General features: G+C 33.0%; 21 protein-coding genes. 13 read left to right on the forward strand and 8 right to left on the reverse strand.

What is annotated here, in order from left to right; all coding sequences use genetic code 11:
• Window position 1 precedes the first annotated feature (1 nt).
• The 5 genes from ACW9JY_RS04745 to ACW9JY_RS04765 all read left to right on the forward strand — a co-directional run bounded on the left by ACW9JY_RS04745 (window position 2) and on the right by ACW9JY_RS04765 (window position 6,927).
• Window positions 2-1,249 (forward strand): extracellular solute-binding protein, encoded by a 1,248-nt coding sequence (locus ACW9JY_RS04745; protein ID WP_103078099.1) that lies wholly within the window; start codon window positions 2-4, stop codon window positions 1,247-1,249.
• A 77-nt stretch (window positions 1,250-1,326) separates the two neighbouring features.
• Window positions 1,327-2,214: a carbohydrate ABC transporter permease gene (locus tag ACW9JY_RS04750; protein WP_103078100.1), complete on the forward strand. Its 888-nt coding sequence runs from the start codon at window positions 1,327-1,329 to the stop codon at window positions 2,212-2,214.
• Window positions 2,215-2,225: 11 nt separating this feature from the next.
• On the forward strand, window positions 2,226-3,068 hold the full coding sequence (locus ACW9JY_RS04755) for a carbohydrate ABC transporter permease (RefSeq protein ID WP_103078101.1): 843 nt from the start codon (window positions 2,226-2,228) through the stop codon (window positions 3,066-3,068).
• An 88-nt stretch (window positions 3,069-3,156) separates the two neighbouring features.
• Window positions 3,157-4,722 (forward strand): glycoside hydrolase family 66 protein, encoded by a 1,566-nt coding sequence (locus ACW9JY_RS04760; protein ID WP_146026610.1) that lies wholly within the window; start codon window positions 3,157-3,159, stop codon window positions 4,720-4,722.
• A gap of 21 nt (window positions 4,723-4,743) precedes the next feature.
• Window positions 4,744-6,927 carry a TIM-barrel domain-containing protein gene (locus ACW9JY_RS04765; RefSeq protein ID WP_103078103.1) on the forward strand — a complete coding sequence of 728 codons (2,184 nt, stop codon included), beginning with the start codon at window positions 4,744-4,746 and terminating at the stop codon, window positions 6,925-6,927.
• 108 nt (window positions 6,928-7,035) lie between these two features.
• Here ACW9JY_RS04765 and ACW9JY_RS04770 read toward each other — a convergent pair whose 3' ends face one another.
• Entirely contained in the window at window positions 7,036-9,270 is a 2,235-nt protein-coding gene (locus tag ACW9JY_RS04770; protein ID WP_457283574.1) for a hypothetical protein, read from the reverse strand.
• A gap of 74 nt (window positions 9,271-9,344) precedes the next feature.
• Window positions 9,345-10,691: a hypothetical protein gene (locus ACW9JY_RS04775; protein ID WP_103078105.1), complete on the reverse strand. Its 1,347-nt coding sequence runs from the start codon at window positions 10,689-10,691 to the stop codon at window positions 9,345-9,347.
• 388 nt (window positions 10,692-11,079) lie between these two features.
• Between ACW9JY_RS04775 and ACW9JY_RS04780 the strand changes: the two genes are divergently transcribed.
• The 5 genes from ACW9JY_RS04780 to ACW9JY_RS04800 all read left to right on the forward strand — a co-directional run bounded on the left by ACW9JY_RS04780 (window position 11,080) and on the right by ACW9JY_RS04800 (window position 16,079).
• Window positions 11,080-12,075: a LacI family DNA-binding transcriptional regulator gene (locus ACW9JY_RS04780; RefSeq protein WP_103078106.1), complete on the forward strand. Its 996-nt coding sequence runs from the start codon at window positions 11,080-11,082 to the stop codon at window positions 12,073-12,075.
• Window positions 12,076-12,173: 98 nt separating this feature from the next.
• Window positions 12,174-13,427: an extracellular solute-binding protein gene (locus ACW9JY_RS04785; protein ID WP_103078107.1), complete on the forward strand. Its 1,254-nt coding sequence runs from the start codon at window positions 12,174-12,176 to the stop codon at window positions 13,425-13,427.
• Window positions 13,428-13,442: 15 nt separating this feature from the next.
• Window positions 13,443-14,327 carry a carbohydrate ABC transporter permease gene (locus tag ACW9JY_RS04790; RefSeq protein WP_103078108.1) on the forward strand — a complete coding sequence of 295 codons (885 nt, stop codon included), beginning with the start codon at window positions 13,443-13,445 and terminating at the stop codon, window positions 14,325-14,327.
• A complete protein-coding gene (locus tag ACW9JY_RS04795) occupies window positions 14,324-15,154 on the forward strand; it encodes a carbohydrate ABC transporter permease (RefSeq protein ID WP_103078109.1) in 831 nt (276 codons plus the stop codon). The genes ACW9JY_RS04790 and ACW9JY_RS04795 overlap by 4 nt, the downstream gene beginning before the upstream one ends.
• A gap of 40 nt (window positions 15,155-15,194) precedes the next feature.
• Entirely contained in the window at window positions 15,195-16,079 is an 885-nt protein-coding gene (locus tag ACW9JY_RS04800) for a glycoside hydrolase family 130 protein (RefSeq protein ID WP_103078110.1), read from the forward strand.
• Between the two features lie 55 nt (window positions 16,080-16,134).
• Here ACW9JY_RS04800 and ACW9JY_RS04805 read toward each other — a convergent pair whose 3' ends face one another.
• Window positions 16,135-16,260: a hypothetical protein gene (locus ACW9JY_RS04805; protein WP_281256294.1), complete on the reverse strand. Its 126-nt coding sequence runs from the start codon at window positions 16,258-16,260 to the stop codon at window positions 16,135-16,137.
• Window positions 16,261-16,305: 45 nt separating this feature from the next.
• The gene (locus tag ACW9JY_RS04810; protein ID WP_457283589.1) at window positions 16,306-16,569 is read right to left on the reverse strand and encodes a hypothetical protein; all 264 of its coding nucleotides are present in this window, start codon (window positions 16,567-16,569) and stop codon (window positions 16,306-16,308) included.
• On the opposite strand from ACW9JY_RS04810, the gene ACW9JY_RS04815 reads away from it, so the two are divergent.
• Both ACW9JY_RS04815 and ACW9JY_RS04820 read left to right on the forward strand, forming a co-directional pair.
• Complete coding sequence (locus ACW9JY_RS04815; RefSeq protein WP_457283586.1) at window positions 16,514-17,104, forward strand: cytochrome c biogenesis CcdA family protein; 591 nt, start codon at window positions 16,514-16,516, stop codon at window positions 17,102-17,104. The two genes, ACW9JY_RS04810 and ACW9JY_RS04815, sit on opposite strands and share 56 nt — an antisense overlap.
• A gap of 16 nt (window positions 17,105-17,120) precedes the next feature.
• The gene (locus tag ACW9JY_RS04820; protein WP_169926251.1) at window positions 17,121-17,804 is read left to right on the forward strand and encodes a thioredoxin family protein; all 684 of its coding nucleotides are present in this window, start codon (window positions 17,121-17,123) and stop codon (window positions 17,802-17,804) included.
• A gap of 39 nt (window positions 17,805-17,843) precedes the next feature.
• Here ACW9JY_RS04820 and ACW9JY_RS04825 read toward each other — a convergent pair whose 3' ends face one another.
• The gene (locus ACW9JY_RS04825; protein WP_103078113.1) at window positions 17,844-18,953 is read right to left on the reverse strand and encodes an alanyl-tRNA editing protein; all 1,110 of its coding nucleotides are present in this window, start codon (window positions 18,951-18,953) and stop codon (window positions 17,844-17,846) included.
• Window positions 18,954-19,191: 238 nt separating this feature from the next.
• Here ACW9JY_RS04825 and ACW9JY_RS04830 point away from each other — a divergent pair, with 238 nt between their 5' ends.
• Complete coding sequence (locus ACW9JY_RS04830; RefSeq protein ID WP_457283575.1) at window positions 19,192-21,555, forward strand: WD40 repeat domain-containing protein; 2,364 nt, start codon at window positions 19,192-19,194, stop codon at window positions 21,553-21,555.
• 53 nt (window positions 21,556-21,608) lie between these two features.
• On the opposite strand, the gene secF is transcribed toward ACW9JY_RS04830, so the two are convergent.
• From secF to yajC, 3 genes are read right to left on the reverse strand one after another with little or no spacing between them, the layout of a single operon-like run.
• The gene (gene secF / locus ACW9JY_RS04835) at window positions 21,609-22,517 is read right to left on the reverse strand and encodes a protein translocase subunit SecF (protein ID WP_103078115.1); all 909 of its coding nucleotides are present in this window, start codon (window positions 22,515-22,517) and stop codon (window positions 21,609-21,611) included.
• The gene (gene secD / locus ACW9JY_RS04840) at window positions 22,517-23,935 is read right to left on the reverse strand and encodes a protein translocase subunit SecD (RefSeq protein ID WP_457283576.1); all 1,419 of its coding nucleotides are present in this window, start codon (window positions 23,933-23,935) and stop codon (window positions 22,517-22,519) included. Before secD ends, secF begins: the two co-directional genes overlap by 1 nt.
• A gap of 36 nt (window positions 23,936-23,971) precedes the next feature.
• On the reverse strand, window positions 23,972-24,376 hold the full coding sequence (gene yajC / locus ACW9JY_RS04845) for a preprotein translocase subunit YajC (protein ID WP_457283577.1): 405 nt from the start codon (window positions 24,374-24,376) through the stop codon (window positions 23,972-23,974).
• Between the last annotated feature and the right edge of the window lie 278 nt (window positions 24,377-24,654).

Genomic DNA, 24,654 nt, shown 5'->3' on the forward strand with positions numbered 1-24,654 from the left:
TATGAAAAAAGCATTGTTTCTGTTGGTTGTGGTACTTATTAGCACCTTCATGTTGGCTCAGGTTAAGGAAGTTATTTTTTGGCATAGTTATTCCACTACTTCTGGAGAGTATAAACTATTAACTGAAGAAATTATACCGGAATTTGAAAAAGAACACTCAAACATCAAAATTACAGAAGTTCAAGTTCCTTACGATGAAATGAGAAGAAGATTGATCGTAAGCACGGCAGCTGCACAATACCCTGACGTTATGAGGATGGATATTATCTGGGTCCCACAATTTGCTGATATTGGCGTCTTATTACCAGTCGATGAGGAATTTCCCGAAGATTTTCAACAAATTAAAGATGATTTTTTACCTGGACCACTGGCTACAAATTACTGGAATGGTCACTATTACGGAGTCCCTTTGGATACAAATACAAGGGTTTTGTTATGGAACCGCAAAATGTTTGAAGAAAGTGGATTAAGTGCGCCTCCAACAAATATGGAAGAATTTATCAAAGATATCAAAATTTTAACCAAAGATACCGATGGAGACGGACAGATTGACCAATGGGGTTTTGCTGATACTGGTTTCGGACCATGGAATAGCATGCCATGGATATACTCTTTTGGAGGTCAAATTCTTAATCCAACAAATTCGAAGGCTGAAGGATACGTGAATTCACCTGAAAGTGTTGAAGCTTTAAAAACATTTAAAGATTTATACAATCAGGGCTATATTGCACCTATCGGAGGGGGTGGAATTGGTGTATTAGAGGGATATGCTGAAGGTATTTATGCTATGACCTTTTCTGGCCCATGGGCTGAGAGTATTATAAAAGGTCAGTATCCCGATGCAGAAATTAATTATTCCCTCGTCCCTGCCGGTAAAGGGGGTTCTAAATCTGTAGTTGGGGGTGAAGATATAGTTATTTTCAACTCTACTAAATACAAAAATGAAGCATGGGAGTTTGTAAAATTCATGACTTCAAAGGAAGTTCAGCTAAAATTTGCAACTGTTGGTCAGATGCCTGTATTGAATGGATTACTTGATGAACCCGAAATTAAAGAACATCCATTCTTCCCAGTTTATCTAAAACAATTAGAAACAGCTGTTCCTCGCTCCCCTCATCCTGCTTGGAACGAAATCAACGATATTATGGATAGTGCCTGGCAAAATGCGGTTATAGGAGGAGTAAACCCACAGGATGCTTTAGATAACGCTGCTTATGAAATTGAAGAAATCCTGAAAGAATATAGATAATAATGGGAAAAAAATTCTAGGTGGAGGATATTCTCTTCCACCTAATATAATCCCTTGTATTAGAGGAGGAATAAAGAATGACTAGGGAAAAGAGAAGAAAATCGGTTGGCCTTCTTTTTGTTTTGCCTGGTTTGATCACTTATTTCGCGTGGACTTTGTACCCGATTATAAAAAGTTTTATTATGAGTTTATACGAATGGAATATTAATCCGAATATTTCTAATAAATTTATTGGGTTAGAAAATTATATCGAATTATTCCAAGATCCAAAATTTTATGTAGCTCTTAAGAATACTATTTTTTATACACTAATTACAGTTCCTGGACAAATGATTTTTGGCTTTTTGGTAGCTCTCCTTTTAAATAGAAAAATGAAAGGTCAAACTTTATTTCGGTTGCTGTACTATTTGCCTGTGGTAACTTCTTGGGTAATAGTCTCAATATTGTTTCAATATCTTTTTGCAGCAAGAGGAGGTTTAGTAAACTTTCTATTAAAAGACATGTTTCATATAATACAGAAGGATATTGCATGGCTATCCAACCCAAAAACAGCAATGATACCTATTTATACATTAGGCATATGGAAAGGCATAGGGTGGTCGATGCTTATTTTCTTAGCTGGACTTCAAGGAATACCTAAACAACTTTACGAAGCGGCTTCTTTAGACGGAGCTAACAGTTGGCAAACCACAACTAAAATTACTTTACCTTTAATGGTGCCCACAATTATGTTTGAACTTGTCATGCTTACCATTGGCGGATTTAATGTTTTTCTTTCGGTTTATGTTATGACTGGCGGGGGACCGATGGGATCAACGGAGGTCTTGTCTTCATATATGTTTAAAGAAGCCTTCGATTATTTCCATTTTGGTTACGGGTCGGCAATATCGGTAATTTTCTTCATTATTGTTTTTACCATAGCCCAAATCCAAAGGAAACTATTAGCTAAAAGAAGTTTCTATTAAGAGGTGAAAAAATGCAAAGAAAAAACTCAAAAAAAATAATTAATATAATTGTTTTTTGTATTTTAATTTTAGGAGCCATAATAATGACTTTCCCATTTTATTACATGTTTATAACTTCCTTAAAGGAAACAGGTTATATTTTCACCGTTCCACCACAATTAATCCCTAAGCCTGCTACATTCCAAAATTATATAACTGTCTGGAAAGAAGCAGATTTTGCCAGATACTTTATAAATAGCGTTACCATAACGCTTCCTGCAATTATTTTGAATGTTCTCTTATCCACTTTAACGGCATATGGATTTGCAAGGTATAATTTTCCGGGAAAAGAAACTTTTTTCTCCCTTCTAATCGCTACTTTAGCTGTACCCGGATTACTTCTCATAATTCCTCAATTCGACATTGTTAGTAAAATAAGATGGTTGATGGACAACAAAATTACACTTATTTTAACAGGAGGAATAGGAGGAATTGCGTTCAACGCCTTTTTCTTAAGGGGATTTTTTGAAGCTATGCCTGTTGAATACGAAGAAAGTGCAGAATTGGATGGAGCCAATGCCTGGCAGAGATTTATTTATATAGTTTTCCCACAAGCTCTCCCTTCTGTAGGAGCGTTAACTATAATGTCTTTTTTGGGAATATGGGATGACTATTTTTGGCCATCTTTGATATTAACTTCAAAGAACAATTGGACATTACCTATCGGTATAATGACTTTCAAAGGTCAATTTAGCGTTCAATGGAATGTTTTATTTGCAGGAACTATGATTTCTTTGGCCCCTGTACTAGTAGTTTATGTCCTATTTCAAAAGTATTTTATACAATCAGTTTCTGAAGGAGGTTTAAAACTTTGAAAGGAGAGACTTTTAATTGCAAAAGAAAATCATATTTTTAAACTTTTATATCTTACTTTTGTTCGTATCTATATTTGGAGGTGAAAGTATGGACATTTTGTTTGATAAATCATTTTATTATCCAAATGATTCTATAAATCTAAGGTTGTTGAATCTTCCTAACGAAACTAAAAAAATTAAAATTGTTATAACTAAAGATATTCAAACAATTAATGAATTAAGTATGAACATATCTAAAGTGGAAGAAATCATGCAAATATCTTTAAAAGCTCCTTCTAAAGTTGGAGGGTATGGATTAGACTTTTATGTAAATGATAATCTGATCTTAAGCAGGGGCCTTTCGATTTTAAATTCATGGACTGAGTCACCTCGCTATGGGTTTTTAACAGATTTTGGCGAAGGAAGATTTAACGCCGAAAAAACGATGGATTATTTAGCCCAATATCATATCAACTCTTTGCAATATTATGATTGGATGTATGACTATGGATATCTAGTTTCTAAAGAAAAAAATTACAAAGATGCCTGGAATAGAGAAAGAAATATATCAAATTCTGTTTTAAAAGATTTAATTAGAGAAGGACATGAAAAAAATATTTTTTCTATGGCTTATGTCCCTATTTACGGTGTAGAAAGAAATCTTGGCTTAGACCATCCCGAGTGGTTGTTATACGAAATAAAAGGTGAGAATTATGAACCGGTTGACTTTTATCAAAAAATTTTAATCACAAATACTTATCAAGATTCGGGTTGGACAAAATTTCTTATACAACAATGTAAAGAAACTTTAAATTTTGGATTTGATGGAATACATTTAGATCAATATGGATACCCTAAAGATAATGCATCTTTTTACTTAGAAAATAACGAATATAAACCTTACATAACATCTAAAGGTTTTAAGGAATTCATAAATGAATTGAAACAACAAACAGAAGCTCCGGTAATCTTTAATTATGTTAATAATTGGCCCAAGGAAATACAATCTCAAGCAGATGCGATTTATATAGAACCTTGGGAATCATGTAATACATATGAAGATATGTACAAAATGATCAAAGAAGCTAAGGAAAGAAGCAAAAAGGATGTCATAACTGCTGCCTACATCAATCCCTCTTTTGAAGAAAATATTATTTTGACTGATGCGGTTATTGCAATAAGTGGTGGAAGAAGATTAGAAATGGGAGAATATTTGTTAATACTCGGAGGGCCTTATTTCCCTGGCGACGCAGATATTGTAAGTCAAGATTTACTAAATAAACTCAGGAATTACTATGATTACCAAGTAAGATATGAAGAATTATTTGATATCTTAGAAAAAGAAGTAGAATTAAAAGGAAATAATTTATCTTTAAACCCAAAAAATGATTCTATATGGTACAATGTTAAGATGAACTCTAAGTATGTTTTCATTAATCTTGTCAATTTTGTAGGGACAAGCACAGACTTTTGGAGAATGAAAACAAAAAAACCCAATACAATCAATGATATAGAAATTTTTATCCCTTTAAACAATATTAAAAATGTATATTTTGCTTCAGCTGATAATCAGTTATTTTTTTCAAAAATAGATTTTTTAGAAAAAGAAAATGGGTTAATTGTAAAAGTCCCAATACTTGAATATTGGTCAACTATTCTGATAGAATTAGAATAAAAATTTGAGGAGGATTTATCTATGTTCGCAAAGACGCAGTTAACACAATACACTACTTTGTACAGAAGCGGCAAACCTTTTAAAACTGGGGCGGTGATAGTTGACTTAGAAAGCAAAGATTTTCAACAAAACGATACTATCCCATATTTTCAAGTTGAAGAAGAAGACAACAAAATAAATTTCATATACAAGATGTCAAAAGAAGATGTTGTATATGGATTAGGAGAAACTCTTGGGGCATTGAACAAAAGAGGTAAAATTTATAGATTCTACAACACGGATGATCCCGAACACACCCCTGACAAAATGTCTTTATACGGTTCTCATCCTTTTATGATCTTGGATGGGAAAAAAACTTTCGGATTGTTCATTGATTATCCTTCTGAAATAATATTTGACATAGGATTCACAGATAAAGATATTTTACAGATAACCCTCCCTTCAAAAGATTTTGATTTGTATATCTTTGATTCTGATGAAAAGCTATCCATAATAAAGGAATACTTTGATTTAACTGGGAAACCTTATATCCCTCCAAAATGGGCCTTTGGGTTTCAGCAATCAAAGTGGAGTTACTTCTCTGAAGAGGAAGTTAGAAATGTAGCAAAAAAATTCAGAGAAACTGGAATACCCTGTGATGTCATTTACACCGATATAGATTACATGGATAGTTACAAGGTTTTCACCATAAACAAAGAAAAATTTCCTAACTACGAAGGGATGGTAAAAGACCTAAAAGAAATGGGAATAAGAATTATACCGATTATAGACCCTGGAGTAAAAATAGAAAAGGATTATGAAATGTACGAAGAAGGTAAGGAAAAAGGCTTTTTCTGCGTGGATGAAAACGGTAATAACTTTGTTGCAGCTGTCTGGCCAGGGCCCACGCACTTTCCAAACTTTTTGAACTCAGAAGTTAGAAGATGGTGGGGTAAGAAGTATAAACTCTTTACAGATATGGGAATAAAAGGCTTTTGGAACGATATGAACGAACCTTCAATATTTTATACTCCTAAAGGTTTAGACAATCTTTTGGAAATGTTAAAATATTTAGAGGAAAATAAGGAAAATGCTGGTATAGAAGTTTTCTTGGCAAGAGAAACACTTTTGAACATAGCCAGTAACAGAGAAGATTATATAAGTTTTTACCACAAACTAGACAACGGTAGTTTAATAAATCACGATACGGTTCATAACTTATACGGATTCAACATGACAAAAGCAACTGCGGATGAGCTTAAAGAGTTATTACCGAATGAAAGATACTTGCTACTGTCAAGAAGCAGTTATCCTGGTCTTCACAGGATGGCTTCAATATGGATGGGAGATAATAAATCTTGGTGGGAACATATGCTTGTTAATATAAGAATGCTGCAATCTTTAAACATGATGGGATTTTTCTATACGGGAGCTGATGTTGGTGGCTTTGGAGCAGATTCATCTGCCGAATTAGTCATAAGATGGATGGAGTTAGGTGCGTTCACACCTTTTTATCGAAACCATACTGCACTAAATACAAGGCCTCAAGAACCTTGGCAGTTCGATGAAGAATCATTGAACATCATGAGGGATATAGTAAGGCTCAGATACGCTTTTCTACCGTATACTTACTCAGAATATATGAACTCCGTGAAAGAATCGGTTCCATTTGTAAAACCGTTATCTTTTGTATTTGAAGGGGATAGGGTGAAAGATATAGAAGATCAATACATGTACGGAGATTCTTTGATGGTGGCACCGGTTCACGAACAAAACAAAAAGGGAAGATATGTACACTTGCCGGAAGTGAATTGGTTAAATTGGACGGCTTCTAAATACGAAGAAAGAAATATGAAAGTTTATGAGCCAGGAGATTATTACATTGAGGCAGATTTAAACGAAATTCCTCTCTTCATAAAAGAAAATAACTTAATACTTCTTTCCGAACCTATGAATTATGTTGGTGAAAAAGAAATTACAGAACTAACAGTTATTGGTTTGGTAAGCGATCACGCTATTTACAATTATTATGATGACGATGGAACCACTTACAACTTTACAAAAGGTGAGTTTGGTAATTTAAAGATAGATATAACAAAAGTAGGTAATGATTTCAAAATAGATGTGAAAACATACGATCCAACAAATATCTTAAAAATAAAAAAGATCCATTTCGAAATATACGACATTGATGGAAGTGTCATCAAAAAAGATATGATCCTTTAGAAAAGACTTGGGATACTCCCAAGTCTTTTTTTGAATAAGAATCGATTATTCATTAATGAGTTTCATCTTTCTATTTTCAAAAAGTATAAGTGGGCTCTTAAATCGAATTCACTTTAAAGATATGGCGAAGATATGCATCGTTGGAATTTGAGGCAAAAAGATAGATTGCACAGGCGTAGATTTTAAAGGAATCTTCAACAAGTACATTTTCGGATTTATATTTTCTGTTATTCCTAAGCTATCGTATCTATAACCAAATTCCAAAAGAACAGTTTCACCATAAATTGGAGTCTGGCACCAATCGGAAAAGGCAATGTTCACTTCTTGAGTTGATCCATCTTGGTAAAGGATCATTACTTTACCTGTATAATTTCCATGGTCGCTCGCTCCTACAATGTACATGTAATCAGATATTTTTTCTATATCTTTTAGATTTATAACTTGAGAAGTTAGTATTAGGTTGTCTTTTCCATCAATTTTAAATTTAAAATAAACATCTTCCTTTTCATAAAAGAACACATTATTCGTTAAATATTTTATAAGCTCCTCTGATGGGTATTTTGCCCCTATTATTCCATCGTAATTATCAAAATTGCCGGATTTTCTGTCGGAAAAACTTACTATACCGTCGTTGTTAAATAGCTCTTCTATAGTCAATAAAAAGCTATTGTCAATAAAAACACCTTCAACTTGCGCGGTTTGAGTATATAAACTTTCTTCTGTTGTTGTTTCATAAGCTGTTTTTACAATTTTGCCCTTTGAGAATTCATAATAAAATTGGTCAAAGTCAAATATAAAAATGGGATCAATTGGTTTCAAAATAACTTGATCAATGTGAATAAAACCACTTTCAGGTTTTAAGTACAAAATAATTTGATTTTCCTCCATATTTAAGTTCCCAACGTACATGATGCCCTCATTTGGATCTAAGTTTTTATCTGTTGAATTATCTTCAGAAGAAGCTTTAACGTAGGTTTTAGAATCAAAAGACCCGGATATGTAAACTTCATATTCACCAGAATAAAAATTGTCAATTTTTTGTCTTATCCTTATGCTTTCCTCAGTTTTAATCCGGATATTATTGGTATTATCCAATTCAAAATAATAAATGCCCGTATCCATTTTTTCAGCTTCGAATATTAGCGTTTCTCGACCACTAACTATTTTAGACAAAGTTAATGGTTGAACCTTGGAAGGTAAGGTTTTTAATCTGACTAAACTTAGCAAAGCAGATATTGTCGACTCAGCACCAGCATTGCTGTTTATATATATTGAGTGTAAAGAATCATAACCTTCACCGTTTGGTCCGTACATAGGAGAAGATAAATGGTTGTTCCTTTCAAAAAACCCTCCAAACAATGCGGCCATGTAGGCATATTTTTCTTCAAGGGTAACGGAGTATAATTTCACCAAGGTAGAAATTATTGGTTCAACTGCATAAGCAATCTGAGGATACATTTTTATATACTTTCCTATTTCATAAACAGGACCTAGAGAAAGCAATACTGGATAGAATTCATCTGCTAGAAAGATTACTGAATCTAAATATTTAGTATTTCCTGTTACCTTGTACAGTTCAATCAAAGATTCCCCTTGTCTACTACCCCAACTATGCCATAATTGGTAATCCGTTCCTTCGTTGAACGCCCCCTTCATTAGTCCTTCTTTTATCTGTGTATTAAGAATTGAATCTCCAATTTTTATAGCCAATTCTTTTGCACTTTCATACCCCGTATATTTGTAATATTCAATAACCCCTAAAAGGAAAACGGAAGAAACATCCGAATTTTTATTTAAAAAATAATCCTCATCCAAGCTCTTTGATAAAAAACTATAAGCTAATTTGGCAGAATTGTCTAATTTCTTTTGGAAATCCTTATCCTCATCAAAGATTTCTAAGGCGTTTGAGATAGCCCAAAATCCTCTTGCCGCCCACCAATTTGCTGATTTTCTACTCGTTATCCCTTGCTTATTAATACTACCATCATCAAAAATAAAGTTATAGAAATCTCCATCAGAATCTTGAAGTGCCATCACAAAATCTAAAGCTTCTTTTGCTCTTTGAAGGTAAAATTCGTTGTGATAAAGTTTATAAAGTTCTGTGTACAAAACTGCAACCCTTGCTACATCATCTACACAAGTTACTCCTTCGCCTTTTGCCTCTGTGTGAACATATGTATCTCCGAATTTTTCAGCATATATCCAATAACCGATTTTTGTCTCGCCTTCTATTATAAACTCGTCCCTTAAAAATTCAAGATGATTAAGATTCATCTCTGGCACACTAAAAGAAATTACAGATAAAAAAAGAAAAGAAAACATGAAGAATTTCCTCCGATTCATAATTGTTCCTCCCTATAAACTTTGTGCTAACAAATATTTCTGCAGCATTTATAAATGCTGCAGAAATAAAAGGTTTACTGAATAATAAGTTTTAAGTTTTGTATCTCGTGTGTTCTTCCTTCAAGCAATTTTATAGCTTCTACAGTGTCCTTTGCGGAATAGATTGAGAAATATCTCGTATAAGTAACTTTGTCTCCGGCTTTGAATTTCATCATCCAATCAGCTTCATTAGTTCCTTCAAAGGTGCCTTTTGTAGCTTCATAATTATTCAATTCTCCTGGGATCCATCTAAAAATTCCATCTCTAAATTCTCTACTTTCGTAAAACCAAAAATCATTATAAACAAATTTTTTAAGGTCAGAATAAACAACGGCTGTCTCGGGTAATATTTCGGCAGCTATCAAACTATATTTCTCAGAAAAATTAGCCCTCCAATCTTCCATAGAAACAAAGGCATAGGTTGCTCCCCACCATAAAGGCTTCATTGAATCGATTGCTGGAAAAACAACATAAGCATTTCCATCAACTATTTTTACTGCATCTCTTTCCTTCCAATATTCATATGGAGTTACTCCTAATTGCTCTGACCAAATCATTCTTCTAAATATAGGAGTGATATGCAAAGAACTATCATCAACGGTTGTTAAAGGTGCTGTAGCCATAACTTGTAATTTCATTATGTCCACGTAATTGGAGAATGAAAATTCATTTTCCACTAACACATCACCAGTTTTAAAAATATGTGTGGTTAAATTTTGTGTGAGACCAGGAAGATCTTCATAGGAAAGTACAGCCTGAACAGTTACAGCGACAGGTCCTGGATCAAAAACTTTTAAATCCTTCACGGTTAATCCCATAGATGTTGTTTCAACGTGTTTGCCTAATTTCCCGTCTACATAGTATGTGCTACCTGACCAGCCTGCAATTCTTGCTGTCCCGAGTTCATTGTACAAGATTCCTTCAACATTTCCATATTTAGTAAAATTTGCTAATCCGTGGTTATTTACCTTGACCATAAAATTTTTGTTTATTACATTGTATTCCCCGTCTTTTTCCTCGATTGTGAAAGCTGGTTCGAATTGTAGTAAGTCTAAATCCCAATCATCCGAGACAACGATATTGGCTTCATTCTTAAATACAAATTGGAGAAAATCTGAAGAAGAAATTCTTCCGTTTTGATCTACATCCACAATCTGATAGGGAAGATCGTTCCCTTTCGAATCTTTTATTCTGATAGAATTCCAGTTCGCATCGAAATCATATCCAACAAAATCCAACAACTCAGAAAAACTCACCACAAATGGAACCTCAAGGTTTGTCATTTGCTCGGTAGAAACTTTTAACACCTTTTCCTCTGCAAAAAGGGTGAATGTAACAAGAAGAACCGTTACTAAAGTTACAAAGATCCTCGCTTTTTTCACTTTTGTTCCTCCTCCTTTCCTCTTTCATAAATATATTTATTGGGATACTCCAAACTAAACAGACTTTCTGTCTTATCTTTATGTAAACGCTTACAATCTCCTTAATAATTATAGCATCTAAAAAGAATCTATGCAAAGTCGACTATAGCCGTTTAAACTCGATTAGAAGCAATTATGGACTTTTAACAGTCAAAATCTCCTATTTTCTTATTTTTATTTTCTAAATGCATTTTTTCGAATATCAACTCTTAGAAAAACGAAGATTTTTTGAAATAATCGAGAATAATTACCTTTAATTGACTTTATTCGGCTATAACCCAGTTTGATTTTCTTTAAGTATAATGTTATAATTATTTTGTAAGCGCTTACAATATGGAGGTATTACTAAATGTCAAAGATAGATGATGTTGCAAAATTAGCTGGTGTATCGATAGCCTCAGTATCAAGAGTTTTGAATTCAAAAGACAATGTTTCAAAAAAAACTAAAGAAAAAGTTTTGCGAGCTATCGAAGAATTAGATTATAAACCTTCGAGAATCGCTCGAAATTTAGCCAACAAAAAAAGTTTTTATAACATTGGTTTAGTCATTAGTAAAAGGATAGACAAAATTCTCAAGGAGAATGATTCATTTGGTATAAGAGAGTTCTACACAACTGTTTTAGCAGGAATAGAAAGTTTAGCAAAAGAAAACAACATCCAAATAAAATTGGAAACCTTTGATAATGGAAACAGAAAATTACTGGAAGGTTTAGATGGCTTGCTTATAATGGGAGGAGACCGTCTACCTAAGTTAGTCGAAAATTCATATTTACCAAAGGTACTTGTAGATAATTACATTCCTGCTTTAAAAGTTGATTCCGTAATCTCAAACGGCTTTGATGGCGCCTATTATACAATAAAACAAATGATCTCACGAGGATATAAAAAGATTGTACATATTCACGGTCCACTTACATATTGGGGATTTAGAAATAGATTTGAAGGATACACGGCAGCGATGACTGAATTTGGATTGCTGCCTCAAACATTTGAGTGTGACGAAACTCCAGAAGGTATATTATATGCATTAAATTTATCTTTATCCAAAAAACCTGATGTAATTTTTGCTTCAAATGATGTTATAGCTTTAATAATTTTAAATTTTTTAAAAAAGAAAAAAATTCATGTCCCAAAAGATATTCAACTAATTGGATTTGACGATATTATCTCTTCTTCAGTTTCTGAACCTAAACTGTCAACGGTAAAAGTTTTCAAGTTTGAGATGGGGAATATCGCTTTAAATAGACTAATAGATTTGATCAATGAAAAGAATCCTCATCCAGCAATGATCTCGTTATTCACCACCTTTATCGAAAGGGATAGTACGATAAGAGCTAAGAATTAGGAATAGTGATCAAGCAATATAAGAAATAAAATGACTTATTTTAAAAAATTATAAATAATTATCGGGTAGTAACATAATTCAAAGGAGGTATGATCAGTATGAAAAAGTTAACAGTGGTTTTTATTGTGTTATTGTTGACGGTTTTTGCCTTTTCCCAGACAAAACTCGTTTTTTGGACCGCGCCTAATCCACAACAAGAAATGTTTTGGAAGGAAGTCGTTGCTGAATATGAAACTTTACATCCTGAAATCGATATCGAGTGGTCTACCATTCCTGCAGCAGGAAGCTCAGAAGAAGCTATTCTAACAGCTATAGCTTCGGGAAGAGCCCCGGATATTTCCACCAACATCTTTTCAGGATTTGCGGCACAGTTAGCGGATATAGGCCAATTAGTAGCTTTAAATGAATTGGAAGGTTTCGATGAACTTGTTGAAACACGAAAGATGGGAAGTATCATAGAAGGCTGGAAAATAAACGGTAATGCATATGTTATACCTATTTATTCAAACCCTGTTCTGATGTGGTGGAGAGATTCTTTATTGAAAGAAGCTGGCTTTGATAATCCCCCAAGAACGTACTCGGAGATCTACGAATTTTCTAAAAACTTTGTGGTACCGATGGAACGATATTCCATCCAAGTAATTGCAGGTAGAAATTGGTGGGATAGATGGTTTGACTTCATTACGTATTACTATGCAGGAGGTCAAGGAAAATCATATATAGATACTGAAAGAATGAAAGCAACATTCAACGACGAAGTTGGCCAAGAAGTAGCTCAGTTTATCAAAACAATGTTTGATAACCAATGGACTGCTGTAGACTTAGGTTCTGATCCATTTTATAACGGAGCAATTGCTGGAACATTGATGGGTCCTTGGAGCATCGCTTATGCCGAGAATCAGTATCCAGACGTCATTGATGATATTGTTATTACATCGCCACCAGTTCCTGACAATTATCCAAGTGATCAACCGATTTATACTTTTGCTGATGCAAAGGGGCTTGTAATTTTTAATACTACAAAAAACTTGGAAGAGGCTTGGGAATTTGTTAAATGGGTATTCTCGAGAGAAGATTTCGATTCGAAATGGTTAGAATACACCAAAATGCCACCAGCAAGAGAAGACTTGTTAACTAATGAAATATTTGCTGATTTTTGGGAGGCAAATCCTTTAGCGGCTGAATATGCCAAATATGTCCCCTATGCTGTTCCTCCTGCACCAATTACAACAACTGTTGACGTACAAGATATCATGACTGTTGAATTGATTGAACCTTTGATGCATGGCACCAAAGATGTTCAAAAAGCTTTGGATGATGCAATTAAGGCTATAAACAGAATCCTTTGGTAAGGGAAGGTTAAAACAATGAGTAAAAGAATAGGGTTAGCAAAAAAAGAAGCAAGGAAAGGCTTTGGTATTTCTTCAATATATTTAATTTATGCGGCAATATTTTGGGGTTATCCTTTTGTATGGTTGTTCATACTTCTTTTTTCTAAATGGAGGTTTGTCGGATCACCCCAATTCGTTGGCTTTCGCAATATTACAAGGGTCTTAACCGACCCTCTTTTTTGGAAAACAGTAACTAATGTTTTTCGTTTTATGATGTACTATATTCCTCTTGTGTTAATAGGAGCTTTACTCTTTGCCATTGCTTTGAACAAAATAAAGTTTGGCAAAACATTTGTAGCTCTTTCTTTTTTGGTAGCCAATGTTTCATCAGGAGTTGCTTATTCAATTATGTTTTCAAACCTTTTTTCTGTCAATGGACCAATAAATAAAGCCCTAAATAGTCTTTTTGGTATCACTATTCCTTGGTTTACAAGCCCACAATGGGCGATGTTTTCCATTGCATTGATTGTTATTTGGAAATTCATTGGCTATTATGGCTTGATACTGTATGCAGGGTTAACCGCTATACCAAAATCTTTATATGAAGCAGCAGAGTTAGATGGGGCAGGAAGTCTTACAAAGTTTTTTAGAATTACATTGCCACTATTAAATCCTTCTATAATAATGGTCTTGGTGTTGGCTATTACTTTGGCTTTTGGAATATTCACAGAACCCTATATGATAACCGGGGGTGGGCCAATGAGAAGTACTTTAACCCCGATGATGCATATGATTACTACAGCATTTCAAAGAATGGACCCAACTTACGCTGCAACTATGGCAGTGTTTGTAGCTATTATAAGCTTTGGAATGATTTGGGTAATAAGGAAAACTATGGAGAGAGAAGTTGATTTAGTATGACAAATAAAAAAATACAATCTGGAAATGTAATTCTTCATATAGTAATGTTTTTTTTATCTCTAATCTGGTTGTACCCTTATGCATGGCTATTCTTGGCATCGGTAAAACCCTCTGCTGAAATCTATACCAGATTCCTACCAACGAGGTTCACTTTAGAACATTTTAGATTTATATTAGAAAGCGCCGAAAGAATGAATAGACCGTTTATAAGGGCATTTTTTATAAGTTTATTTGTGTCTGTCACCGTCACAGTATGTGTTATAATAACATCTGCTATAATTTCTTTCGCCTTGTCAAAATATAGATTTAAGGCAAGAGATGGGATATTTAATTTTATTATTTTTCAAATGGTGTTCCCTGGATTCATGTTTACCATACCTTTATATATATTAATGAGAAATATGCATCTGTTGAATTCGTTGGCAGCTTTAATCGTTCCTTTTATTATGAGTGGTTGGGGCATTTTTATGATGACTCAAAGCTTTAGAGGGACACCAAACGACTACATCGAAGCTGCAAAAATGGACGGAGCCTCTGATATGTTTATTATTTTTCGAATTATGCTACCTTTAAATAATTCGGTTATAGCCATTGTTGGGCTATTCACTTTCATCGGAGTATGGGATAATTTTATGTGGCCACTCATTGTTATTCAGGACTATTATAAAATGCCTCTTTCTGTCTTGCTTGCAAGCTTTAATCACGAGTACGGTGCGTATATTGGACCAGTAATGGCAGGTTCGGTGATTCAAACTTTACCGATGGTGCTCATTTTCATAATATTTAGAAAGGCATTTTTGCAAGGAATTTCAATGTCTCTAAAATAATCACAATTAAAAAACTGTCGTTATAAGGAAGGGATATATATTGAATTTGAAGTTGAAAAGGCATTTGTCAAACCCATTGTTTGGACCTAATCCAATGCATTTGTGGGAGTCTAGGTTTGTTTTTAATCCTGCGGTAGTGTATGACGGGAAAGTTTTTCATATGTTGTACCGCGCCCAAGGAGAAGATATGGTTTCTCGGATTGGCTATGCAGTAAGTTTGGATGGTATACACTTTAATAGAATGGAAAAACCGGTATTTGAACCTTCAGATGTCTCAGAATTGTACGGCGTTGAAGATCCAAGAGTAACGTATATAAACGGAAAATATTATATGTGTTACACAGCTTATTCTCCGAGAAATATCAAAATATCTTTGGCTGCCACAGAGAATTTCTTTATGTGGGAAAGATACGGAACTATTTTACCAGAAAGTCCTAATAAAGATGCTGCCTTGTTCCCAGAAAAAGTTAATGGAAAATATATCTTAATTCATAGGTTGGAACCAGATATTTGGTTTGCATATTCTGATGATTTAATACATTGGGACAATTATGTAAAAATTGCTTCTCCAAGAAAAGATTATTGGGATAACTTAAAGATCGGAGCAGGCGGTCCACCTTTAAAAACCCCTTATGGGTGGTTGTTTTTGTATCATGGTGTTCAAGAAGACATCAGACCTATCTACAGGTTAGGTTTTATGCTCTTAGATTTAAAAGATCCAACAAAGGTCTTAAAAAGAACAGAAGAACCCATTTTAGAACCTCAGGAAAACTGGGAGATTTTCGGAGGAGTTCCAAACGTTGTATTCTCAGATGCATTGGTTGAATATGGTGATCAATACTACGTTTACTACGGTGGAGCTGATAACTACATAGCTTTAGCCACTATTTCAAAAAAAGAAGTTTTCGACTGGATAAAGAAGTGAACTTTTTTAGGCAGGAAGTGGTTAAATTAATTATCTACTTCCTGCCTAAAAAGTTTTATTGATACCTTTTTAAAAAGAGAAATTCCAAATTTTTTAGCATCTTTTCTTTATTGATGTTTATATTATCTTTTATCTTTATTTTGTACAATATGTCCGAGAAAGCTTCTACTAGTTTTTCCATCTAATTATCTGTTGCTTTCCTTGAGTAAATAACGTTACTACTTCTTCAGGAAATCTTTATCTCCACCTTTGTTGCTAAAATTCCTTTTAATGTGATATAATTAAAATACCCTAGTAGGGTATCGTTAACTTTTAATAATTTTAGAAAAGGAGTTAACACTATGAATTCTCTTGCCATTACAAATTCTGTTAGTTTTTTAACAGCATTTTCTGGTGGGTTATTATCATTTTTCAGCCCTTGTGTTTTCCCTTTAATACCCGTTTTTTTCGCATTGGTGATCCCTGATATCTCAAACACTCGTTTGGTCATCAAAAGGAGTTTTGGCTTTTTTCTTGGTCTTTCTCTCTTTTTTGCCCTGTTAGGCAGTATTTCTGGTAGTATTGGTATGATGCTTGCAAGGTACCAAAGTGTTATCAACATAGTTGCTGGTGTTTTAATAATATTATTTGGATTTCTGTTTTTGATGAATAAAAGTTTGATTTCTGCAAAGAATATAGACCTAAGAAAATACAATAAAAATAATTCCTTTTTTTCCGCCTTTTTAATTGGGATTCTAATTTCTTTAGTATGGATCCCGTGTGCAAGTCCAATATTGGCTTCGATTCTTACCTTAGCAACGACTACTGGAGAAGCAATGAGAGGTGCTCTCTTACTTTTTATTTATTCTTTGGGTATTTCCATCCCGTTTCTATTTTTTAGTGGCATCGTCAGTAAAATATTATCTAAAGTAACCTTAGGAGAACCTAAATGGCAAAAATCCTTGAGAATTATTGGTGGTATTTTACTTATAGTAGTGGGTGCTATGGTTTCCTTTGGGATTTTTAACAATATAAGTGTATTATAAAATGGAGGTATACTTTATGAAAAAATTTTTCGTTGTAACGTTATTTATTCTATCAGTAATTACAATATTTTCTGTCCCTTTAGATGAATTTGTTTTTGAAAATTTCAATGAAGCTTTCGAAGTTGCCGAATTAACAAACAAAAAAGTTGTAGTTATGTTTTCATCACCTACTTGCCCAGCGTGTACTCAATTTAAAGAAACAACATTGTTGGATGAAGAGATTCAAAAATGGCTACGCACAGAATTTGTTTTTGTTGAAATCTTTCCTACCACTGAAAAAGCCACATTTCAAGGAGAAGAATATAATTATGGTCAGTTGTTTTATGCCTTTGGTGCCAGATATACACCAACCTTTGTATTCTTTGACGAACAGCAAAATCCCTTTGGAGCAATTACAGGTGGGTATCCAGCTGAGATATTTATAGATATCCTAAAATATGTCTCCTATGAAAAAAATGAAGAAATTAGTCTAGATAAATTTATAGAAGATGGATTAGGAAAAGACATCCACATTCTTCCAAAAACCGTTCATTTATCAAAAGATGAAATCGAAAGATTATTGGACTTGGACCCAAATTCCAAATTATACGAACCCGGCAAAAATTATGATCCATATACAAATATAGTTTTACTTCAAAACAATACAAACGAACAAAACATAGAAAATTTTTACGTGAAAATATTTGAATCTAAGAATTAGAAAGTTTATTTCTGAAAAATAAAATAGCCCATGATTGGGCTATTTTTCTAATATTTTGAGAATATCTTCGAATTTTATATCGCCGCTTATGTTACCTCTTACTTCGCTTCCACCGCCTTTGATATTGTTATTCATTTTTAATTTGTCTATAAGCTCTTTACAGTTAATATTGTTTGAGAAAATAGAAAAGGTTTTGTTCTTTTCATCTTCAATAATGAGTGTATAATCTTTTAAATCCACGTATTTGTGTAAGAAATCCGCTGTTTCGTCCTCTTTTTTATGGTAAACTACTTTATTTTTATTCACAACCACCGGTTTTTCGATTAAATCTTTTGCAAGATAATATGCATTTTTTTCTGCTAACTTTTTAATACTATTCTTATAATCTTTGTTCTCATTTAATAGAATTTCTATTTTGTTTTTTAAATCATACAACCCCGATGTCAAGATAGCAGAAATGTTTTTTAAAATTAAATCTTTTTGTGAATAATCCTTAATGGCTCTAAGACCTGCTAAGAAATACACCCTCGTTAAATTCCCTTTCACTCTTTCTGTATTTGTTATCTTTAAAAGGTTGATGTTACCTGTGTTTTTTACATGGAAACCACCACAAGCAGATATATCAAAATCATCGATTTTTATCAGCCTCACTTCACCATTTACTTTATCACTTAGAGGTTTTCTTAAATTGTATTTCTGAACTCCTTCTTTATCCGTAAATATTTCTTCCACTTTTATGCACTTAGAAATTATATCGTTTGAAAGTTCTTCGGCTTTATTTAATACTTCTTCCCCGATATTCTGTCCATTCAAATCTATAGTAGAATATTCTTCACCCATCTTGAAACTAACGGTTTTTAATGAAGCTATTCTTTCAAAAGCAGCTGATAATATATGTTGTGCAGTATGTTGCTGAGCTATATCGCATCTTCTTCTTTCATCTATTTCATATAAATACTCACCAGGGTTTAAATATTTGTTTAAGACCACACCTTTTTCTGTGGTGCTTAAAACTTCAGCAGAATCAATTTTACCCCTATCTCCAAGTTGCCCTCCTTTTCCATCAGGATAAAAAGGATTATTCTCTATGGTAGCGAAATAGTTATCATCTTGTTTTATTACATTAACTATTTTTACTTTTTCACTCAAATTTAAAGCCTCCTTTTGCTCTTAGCCTAAAACTTTATATATAGCGCCCCATAAGGAAGAGAAAAAGATTTCGCCCCGCTCCCAACCCAGCTATTTCAGCGCTGTTTAATTTCTAAAGCCTTTAATTTTTATACTGGCATTCTTTTTAAGGCCATTTTATTATATAATAGAAAATAGAGAATCAAAAATCTATGAGAGAGAGTTGAGTGCTTTGAGAAAATCCTTCTTAATTTTTTTCTTGACTATTTTCAGTATAAACATCTTCTCCAATTTAATAGTAAATAATTTTGAACATTCGGAGATTATTGATTTTTTTGTAAATGAAAATACCGGCGAAATTTCTACAATTGTGGAGAATAATTACCTTAAAACTTATGATTTGAAAGAAAAGCGCATTACCCATTATTACTCAACTTCTTCTATACCAACGCATGTGGAATGGATCCTCGACAATAAATATACTATAATCGCCGAAAGTGATGGAACAATAGAAGTTTTTAACAACGATACCTCTCTTCTTAACTACAAAATTAACGTAACCGACGAATCTATTTCCTCTTTATCCAGTTTTAGAGATAAAATAATATTTACTTCCTTAGATAAAACGGTCTACGTATACAATATTACCAAAAGAAAGGTCGAATTTCAACGGAGATTTTCCACGATCCCAACGGTTGCAGAATTTTACGACGAACGTACAATATTGGTAGCAGACCATTCAGGTAAGATTTTTTTGATAGATTATTTAAACAATAAAGAAATAAAAGCCATCGAAATTGATAATTATTCAATAATTAAACTATCGATTGTAAATAACAATGTTTTTGCTTTTTCCATGAACGGAAATATTTATGTATTGGATAAAGACTTGAAGATAATAAATTCTTTTTCATTAGGTTTAACAATTAGAGAGGTCTCTTTTTCACCATTAAATGAAAATTTTACTGTTTTAACTATGAATAATCAGATTATCCTTTTTGATTCTTCAACTTTAAAAATACTCGAAGAACTAAAGCCTGATAATTTTAATATAAAAGCTATTGAATGGAGTAATGAAAAAAACGATATTCTTTATTTAAACGATGGAGTTAACATATACTCTTTAAATATCTATTCAAAATCAATTGAAAAATTACTGGAATTAAAAAAACCCGATGTTATAAAAATTATAAGAAATAATAATCATATTTATTACTTAACTTCCGACAGTGAAATAGGTGTATTTAATATTGATTCAGGAATAATTGAAAATCATTTTTCTTTTTCTGAAGAAATAGTTGATTTTGAAATAACAAAAAATGGATATTTGATACTTTCAGAAAATTCTGGATACCTATCGCTTTACAATTCTGAAGGTACGTTAATAGAAAATAAGAAGATAAGTGATTTTAAATTAACCACTTTGGAGATTTCTCCTTCGGAAAAGTTTTTAATTGCAGGGGGATGGGAGAATAATGTTTATGTACTTACGCTACCAGATTTGAGTGTTTATAAGGTAGTTGAAAATCTTCATAACAATTGGATAAAAGATATTTCTATTAATTACAACGAAACTAAAATAGCAGTGGCAAGCTTAGATAAAAAAGTAAGTATATCAGATTTTCCAAAATTTAAAAATACAATTTACATCGAAGAATTCCCATATATTATTTGGTCACTAGATTGGGCTAATAATTCAAATTTTCTTTCTATGGGAGGATTTGAAGGGATTTTACGATTATGGGATGGAAGATTTAATCAATTATATAAAAGATTTGAGATTATTACAGCTTCAATAAAGGCAATTGAATGGAGCCACGATGATAATTACATAGCCACAGGAACAACTGATGGAAATGTGTACATTTGGAATAGTAAAAACGGAAACTTAGAATCGACTATAAATGTTTCCAACGGAGAAATTGTTGATTTAACTTGGAGTAATGATGAAAGGTATTTGTATGCCTTGAGTAAAGGAAACTTATTAAGCCTTATAGATCTTCAGCAAAATAATATACCTTTGCAAAGTATTATTTTTGAAAAAGGATATTCTGTTTCCTATAGAAAAAATGGGGAGTATACCACTAATATCCCTGAACAAGTAGAAAACAAATTTTTCTATAAAAATAATCCTATAAGCCTTTTCGAAGCCGTAACATTCGAAAGGAAAGAATCTATAAACATTCCTATCTTAGAGGGTCCTGTTATAAACGTACCTTCAGAATTTTTGATTTCAGATAAAAACAACTCTTTGCTTCTTAGTGCTTTTGATAACAATCTTATTACAAAAGTTGAAATATTAGGTCAAACTTTTTTAGTTAACAGCCAATCTTACTATCTATCATTGGAGATAAATCCTGAAAAGCTTACATCAAATGTGCTTGAAATATCGGCTTATGACGACGATGGAAATAAATCCACAAAGTATGTTCATTTGAAGTTTGAGAATATCTATCTGCAAGTATTCACTAATCAAGCAGAAATCACAAACGAGCAAGGAGAAATAATAGCTATTGCAAGTCGTGGAGACATCCTAAAATTAAAAGGAGTTTTAGGAGATACTTATAAAGTAGAATATATTGACAAAGAGGGATATATTAAAAAAGCATTTGTTACGCTTTAAAACATGCCCTCAAATGAGGGCATGTTTTTCTTAAATTTATTATTCTAATTTAATTAAGCTTTTTGTGTTTTTTTACGCCTTTTTACCATACCAATAACAACTGGACTTGCGATATACAAAGAAGAATAAGTTCCAATTATGACTCCCACAGTTAATCCAAATGCGAATGAAGCTATTGATCTACCTCCCAAAAGGAACATCATAAAAGCAACTATGAATGTTGTCAAGGAAGTGTTTAATGATCTTACAATAACTTCGTTAATGCTTTTATTGGTAACTCCCTCTATATCCATCCCACGATTTTTAGTTCTATTTTCCCTTATTCTATCGTAAACAACAATAGTATCGTTTAAAGAATAACCCGCTAAAGTAAGAAATGCTGCTACAGCAGTTAAATTCATTTCTATACCAAACAGGGAATAAAAACCTAAGGTGATTACAACGTCATGAGCTAAAGATAGAATTGCCCCCACACCGTAGGAAAACTGAAACCTAATGGTTATATATACTAACAAAACTATCAAAGCAGTAATTACAGCATACCAAGCATACGATCGAATCTCCCTAGCTGCATAGCCTGAAACATCGTTGAATTGTTCAATATTTAAACTAGAATCAGAAAAAGATTCTTCTAAACTATTTATAAACATTTGTTTTTCTTCCAGGGTAGGAAAGGAATCACTTACTGTAATTATATAAAAGAATCGATCCGAAGTTCCTCCGCCTGGGTTAGTTTGAATTATCTTAGCGGTGGTATAATCTGGATCTATAGTTTGCAAAGTGTTTCTCAATTCATCTATTGAATAACTTTTATCAAAGGATACGATTATTTCACTACCGCCAGAAAAATCAATGCCAAAATTGAACCCTTTTACAAAAATCACTATTACAGAAAAGAGTATCAACGCAAGAGATAAATAGATGAAAAAATTTCTTTTTCCCACAAAATCTATATTTGGCATTATTTACTCCCCCCTTTTTCCACAACAATTCCCTTCACATACTTTTCAGGTTTCAAAAAGTGTGAAGTACTTTCTAATAGCAACCTACTTACAACAAGGTTGGTGAACATCGCACCTAAAACACCTATTATGAGTGTAACTGCGAAACCTCTAATACTTCCACTTGTTAAAAAGAATAAAACTAAACCAGCTAAAATAGTTGTTATATTGGCATCAAAAATAGTTGAAAAAACTTTATTAAATCCAAACTTTACAGCGGTTAAAGGGGGCCTACCTATTCTAAGTTCCTCTTTTATTCTTTCGTATATAATAATGTTTCCGTCAACTGTAGTGCCAAAAGTTAAGATTATACCAGCAATACCTGGTAGAGTTAATATTGCTCCTGTCCAACTTAAAATTCCCAGTAACAAAAGTGTATTATATATTAGCGCAATATCAGCAATTATCCCCATCCATCTATAAACAATAATCATGTAAATCATTACTATTAAAAGCCCAATGATTCCAGCGTTTATAATCGTAGTCACAATATCTCTTCCCAAAGTAGGGCCGAGGGTTCTTTCTTGAAATTTAACCAAATCTACTGGTAAATTCCCTGACTTTATCAACACAGAAATGTTTTGCGCTTCTTCCATACTTTCTATTCCGCTGATTTCGGCTCTTCCCTGCGATATCCTTTCTCTAACAACAGGTGCAATTATTACTTCGTCATCTAAAATGATCGCAATTCTTTGATTTACTAAATTTGCAGTCGCTAATTCAAATTTTTGTCTTCCTTCATTATTGAAATTCAAATTAACAACGAATCCTGCCCCTTGACTATTAAGAGAAGCAACGGCATCACTGACATCTAAACCGGTAATCTGAAATGGAGCATCTCCAAATTCGAAAACATTTTTCACCCTATACCAAAGGTTAGGGTTATTACTATCTCTAACGTAACTATACATTTCTATTTCTTCACCATTTATTTCTATAGTCCTATTTCTCGTAATTTGTGGGGGTGTTTCAGATTCCACAACTTCCAATACTTCTGCAAAGTAAAGCTTTCCTTTACTACCTATGAGTTCTTCAGCTCTCTGAGTATCTGATATACCAGGAATCTCAACACGAACTCTGCTTTCTCCACCGGAAACAACTTCGGAAACTATTGCTTCTGTGTAACCAGCATTGTCCAATCTTCTCCTTAGAACTGTAATTACGTTACCTACAACCTCAGAAGTATCTACTCCTTCAGGTACATCTAAACTATACTCTAAAAGTACTCCCCCCTGAATATCCAGACCTAAATTTATATTTGGGAAAAACCGGAGTATGCTTATATCATTCACATTATCTGATAAAGGTAAAATTAAGCCTAAGAATGCAAAAACAAAAACTACTATAGTAAAGAATATTCGTATCCTTCGATTTCTCAACTATTTCACCCCCTGAACAAAGTCAATGTTAAAATACTATTTATCATCTTCAGTTTCGGGTTTTTCTGGTGCTACTTCGGGTTTATCGCTTTTAGAAAGAACCCCTGCAATAGCATTCTTCGTTATATCAATCTCTGTTTTATCTGCTGTTGAAATTCTGATTCTCTCGTTAGTTATAGATATTATCTTTCCTATGATTCCTGAGGATGTAACTATTTTATCACCTTTTTTCAAAGAGGAAATCATTTCCTTGTGCTTTTTTTCTTGTCGCCTTTGTGGAAGGAACAATAAAACCCACATTAAGATTATGATTATTAAAAAGAACAACAATCCACCAAATCCCCCACCTGTGGGAGCAGTTTGCGCTTGTTCAACTGTGTTACCGGCATCTGTGGCACCTGCAGGACCAAAGTTTATAAAATCAAATACTTTTTCTAACATAAATACACCTCCAAAATTATTCTTTCTTTTTAAACTCTATTTAAAAATTCTAAAACTAGCCTTAGTAAACCTTCGCTTCGCTCTCTATCCAAAAGAGTTTTGCCGTTAAGAGTTTTTTTATAACACAAATTATTACAAAAAATGTTTACTGTTAGATTGTATCATATTTTTCTTTTATGGTCAATGAATTCTTTACAACCAACTTGTCAAATAATTTTTGATTATGTAATATTTCTTATATTTTATGTTATTATATATATGGTCATAGAATTTTGTTT

This window comes from Petrotoga sp. DB-2 (genome assembly GCF_054051725.1).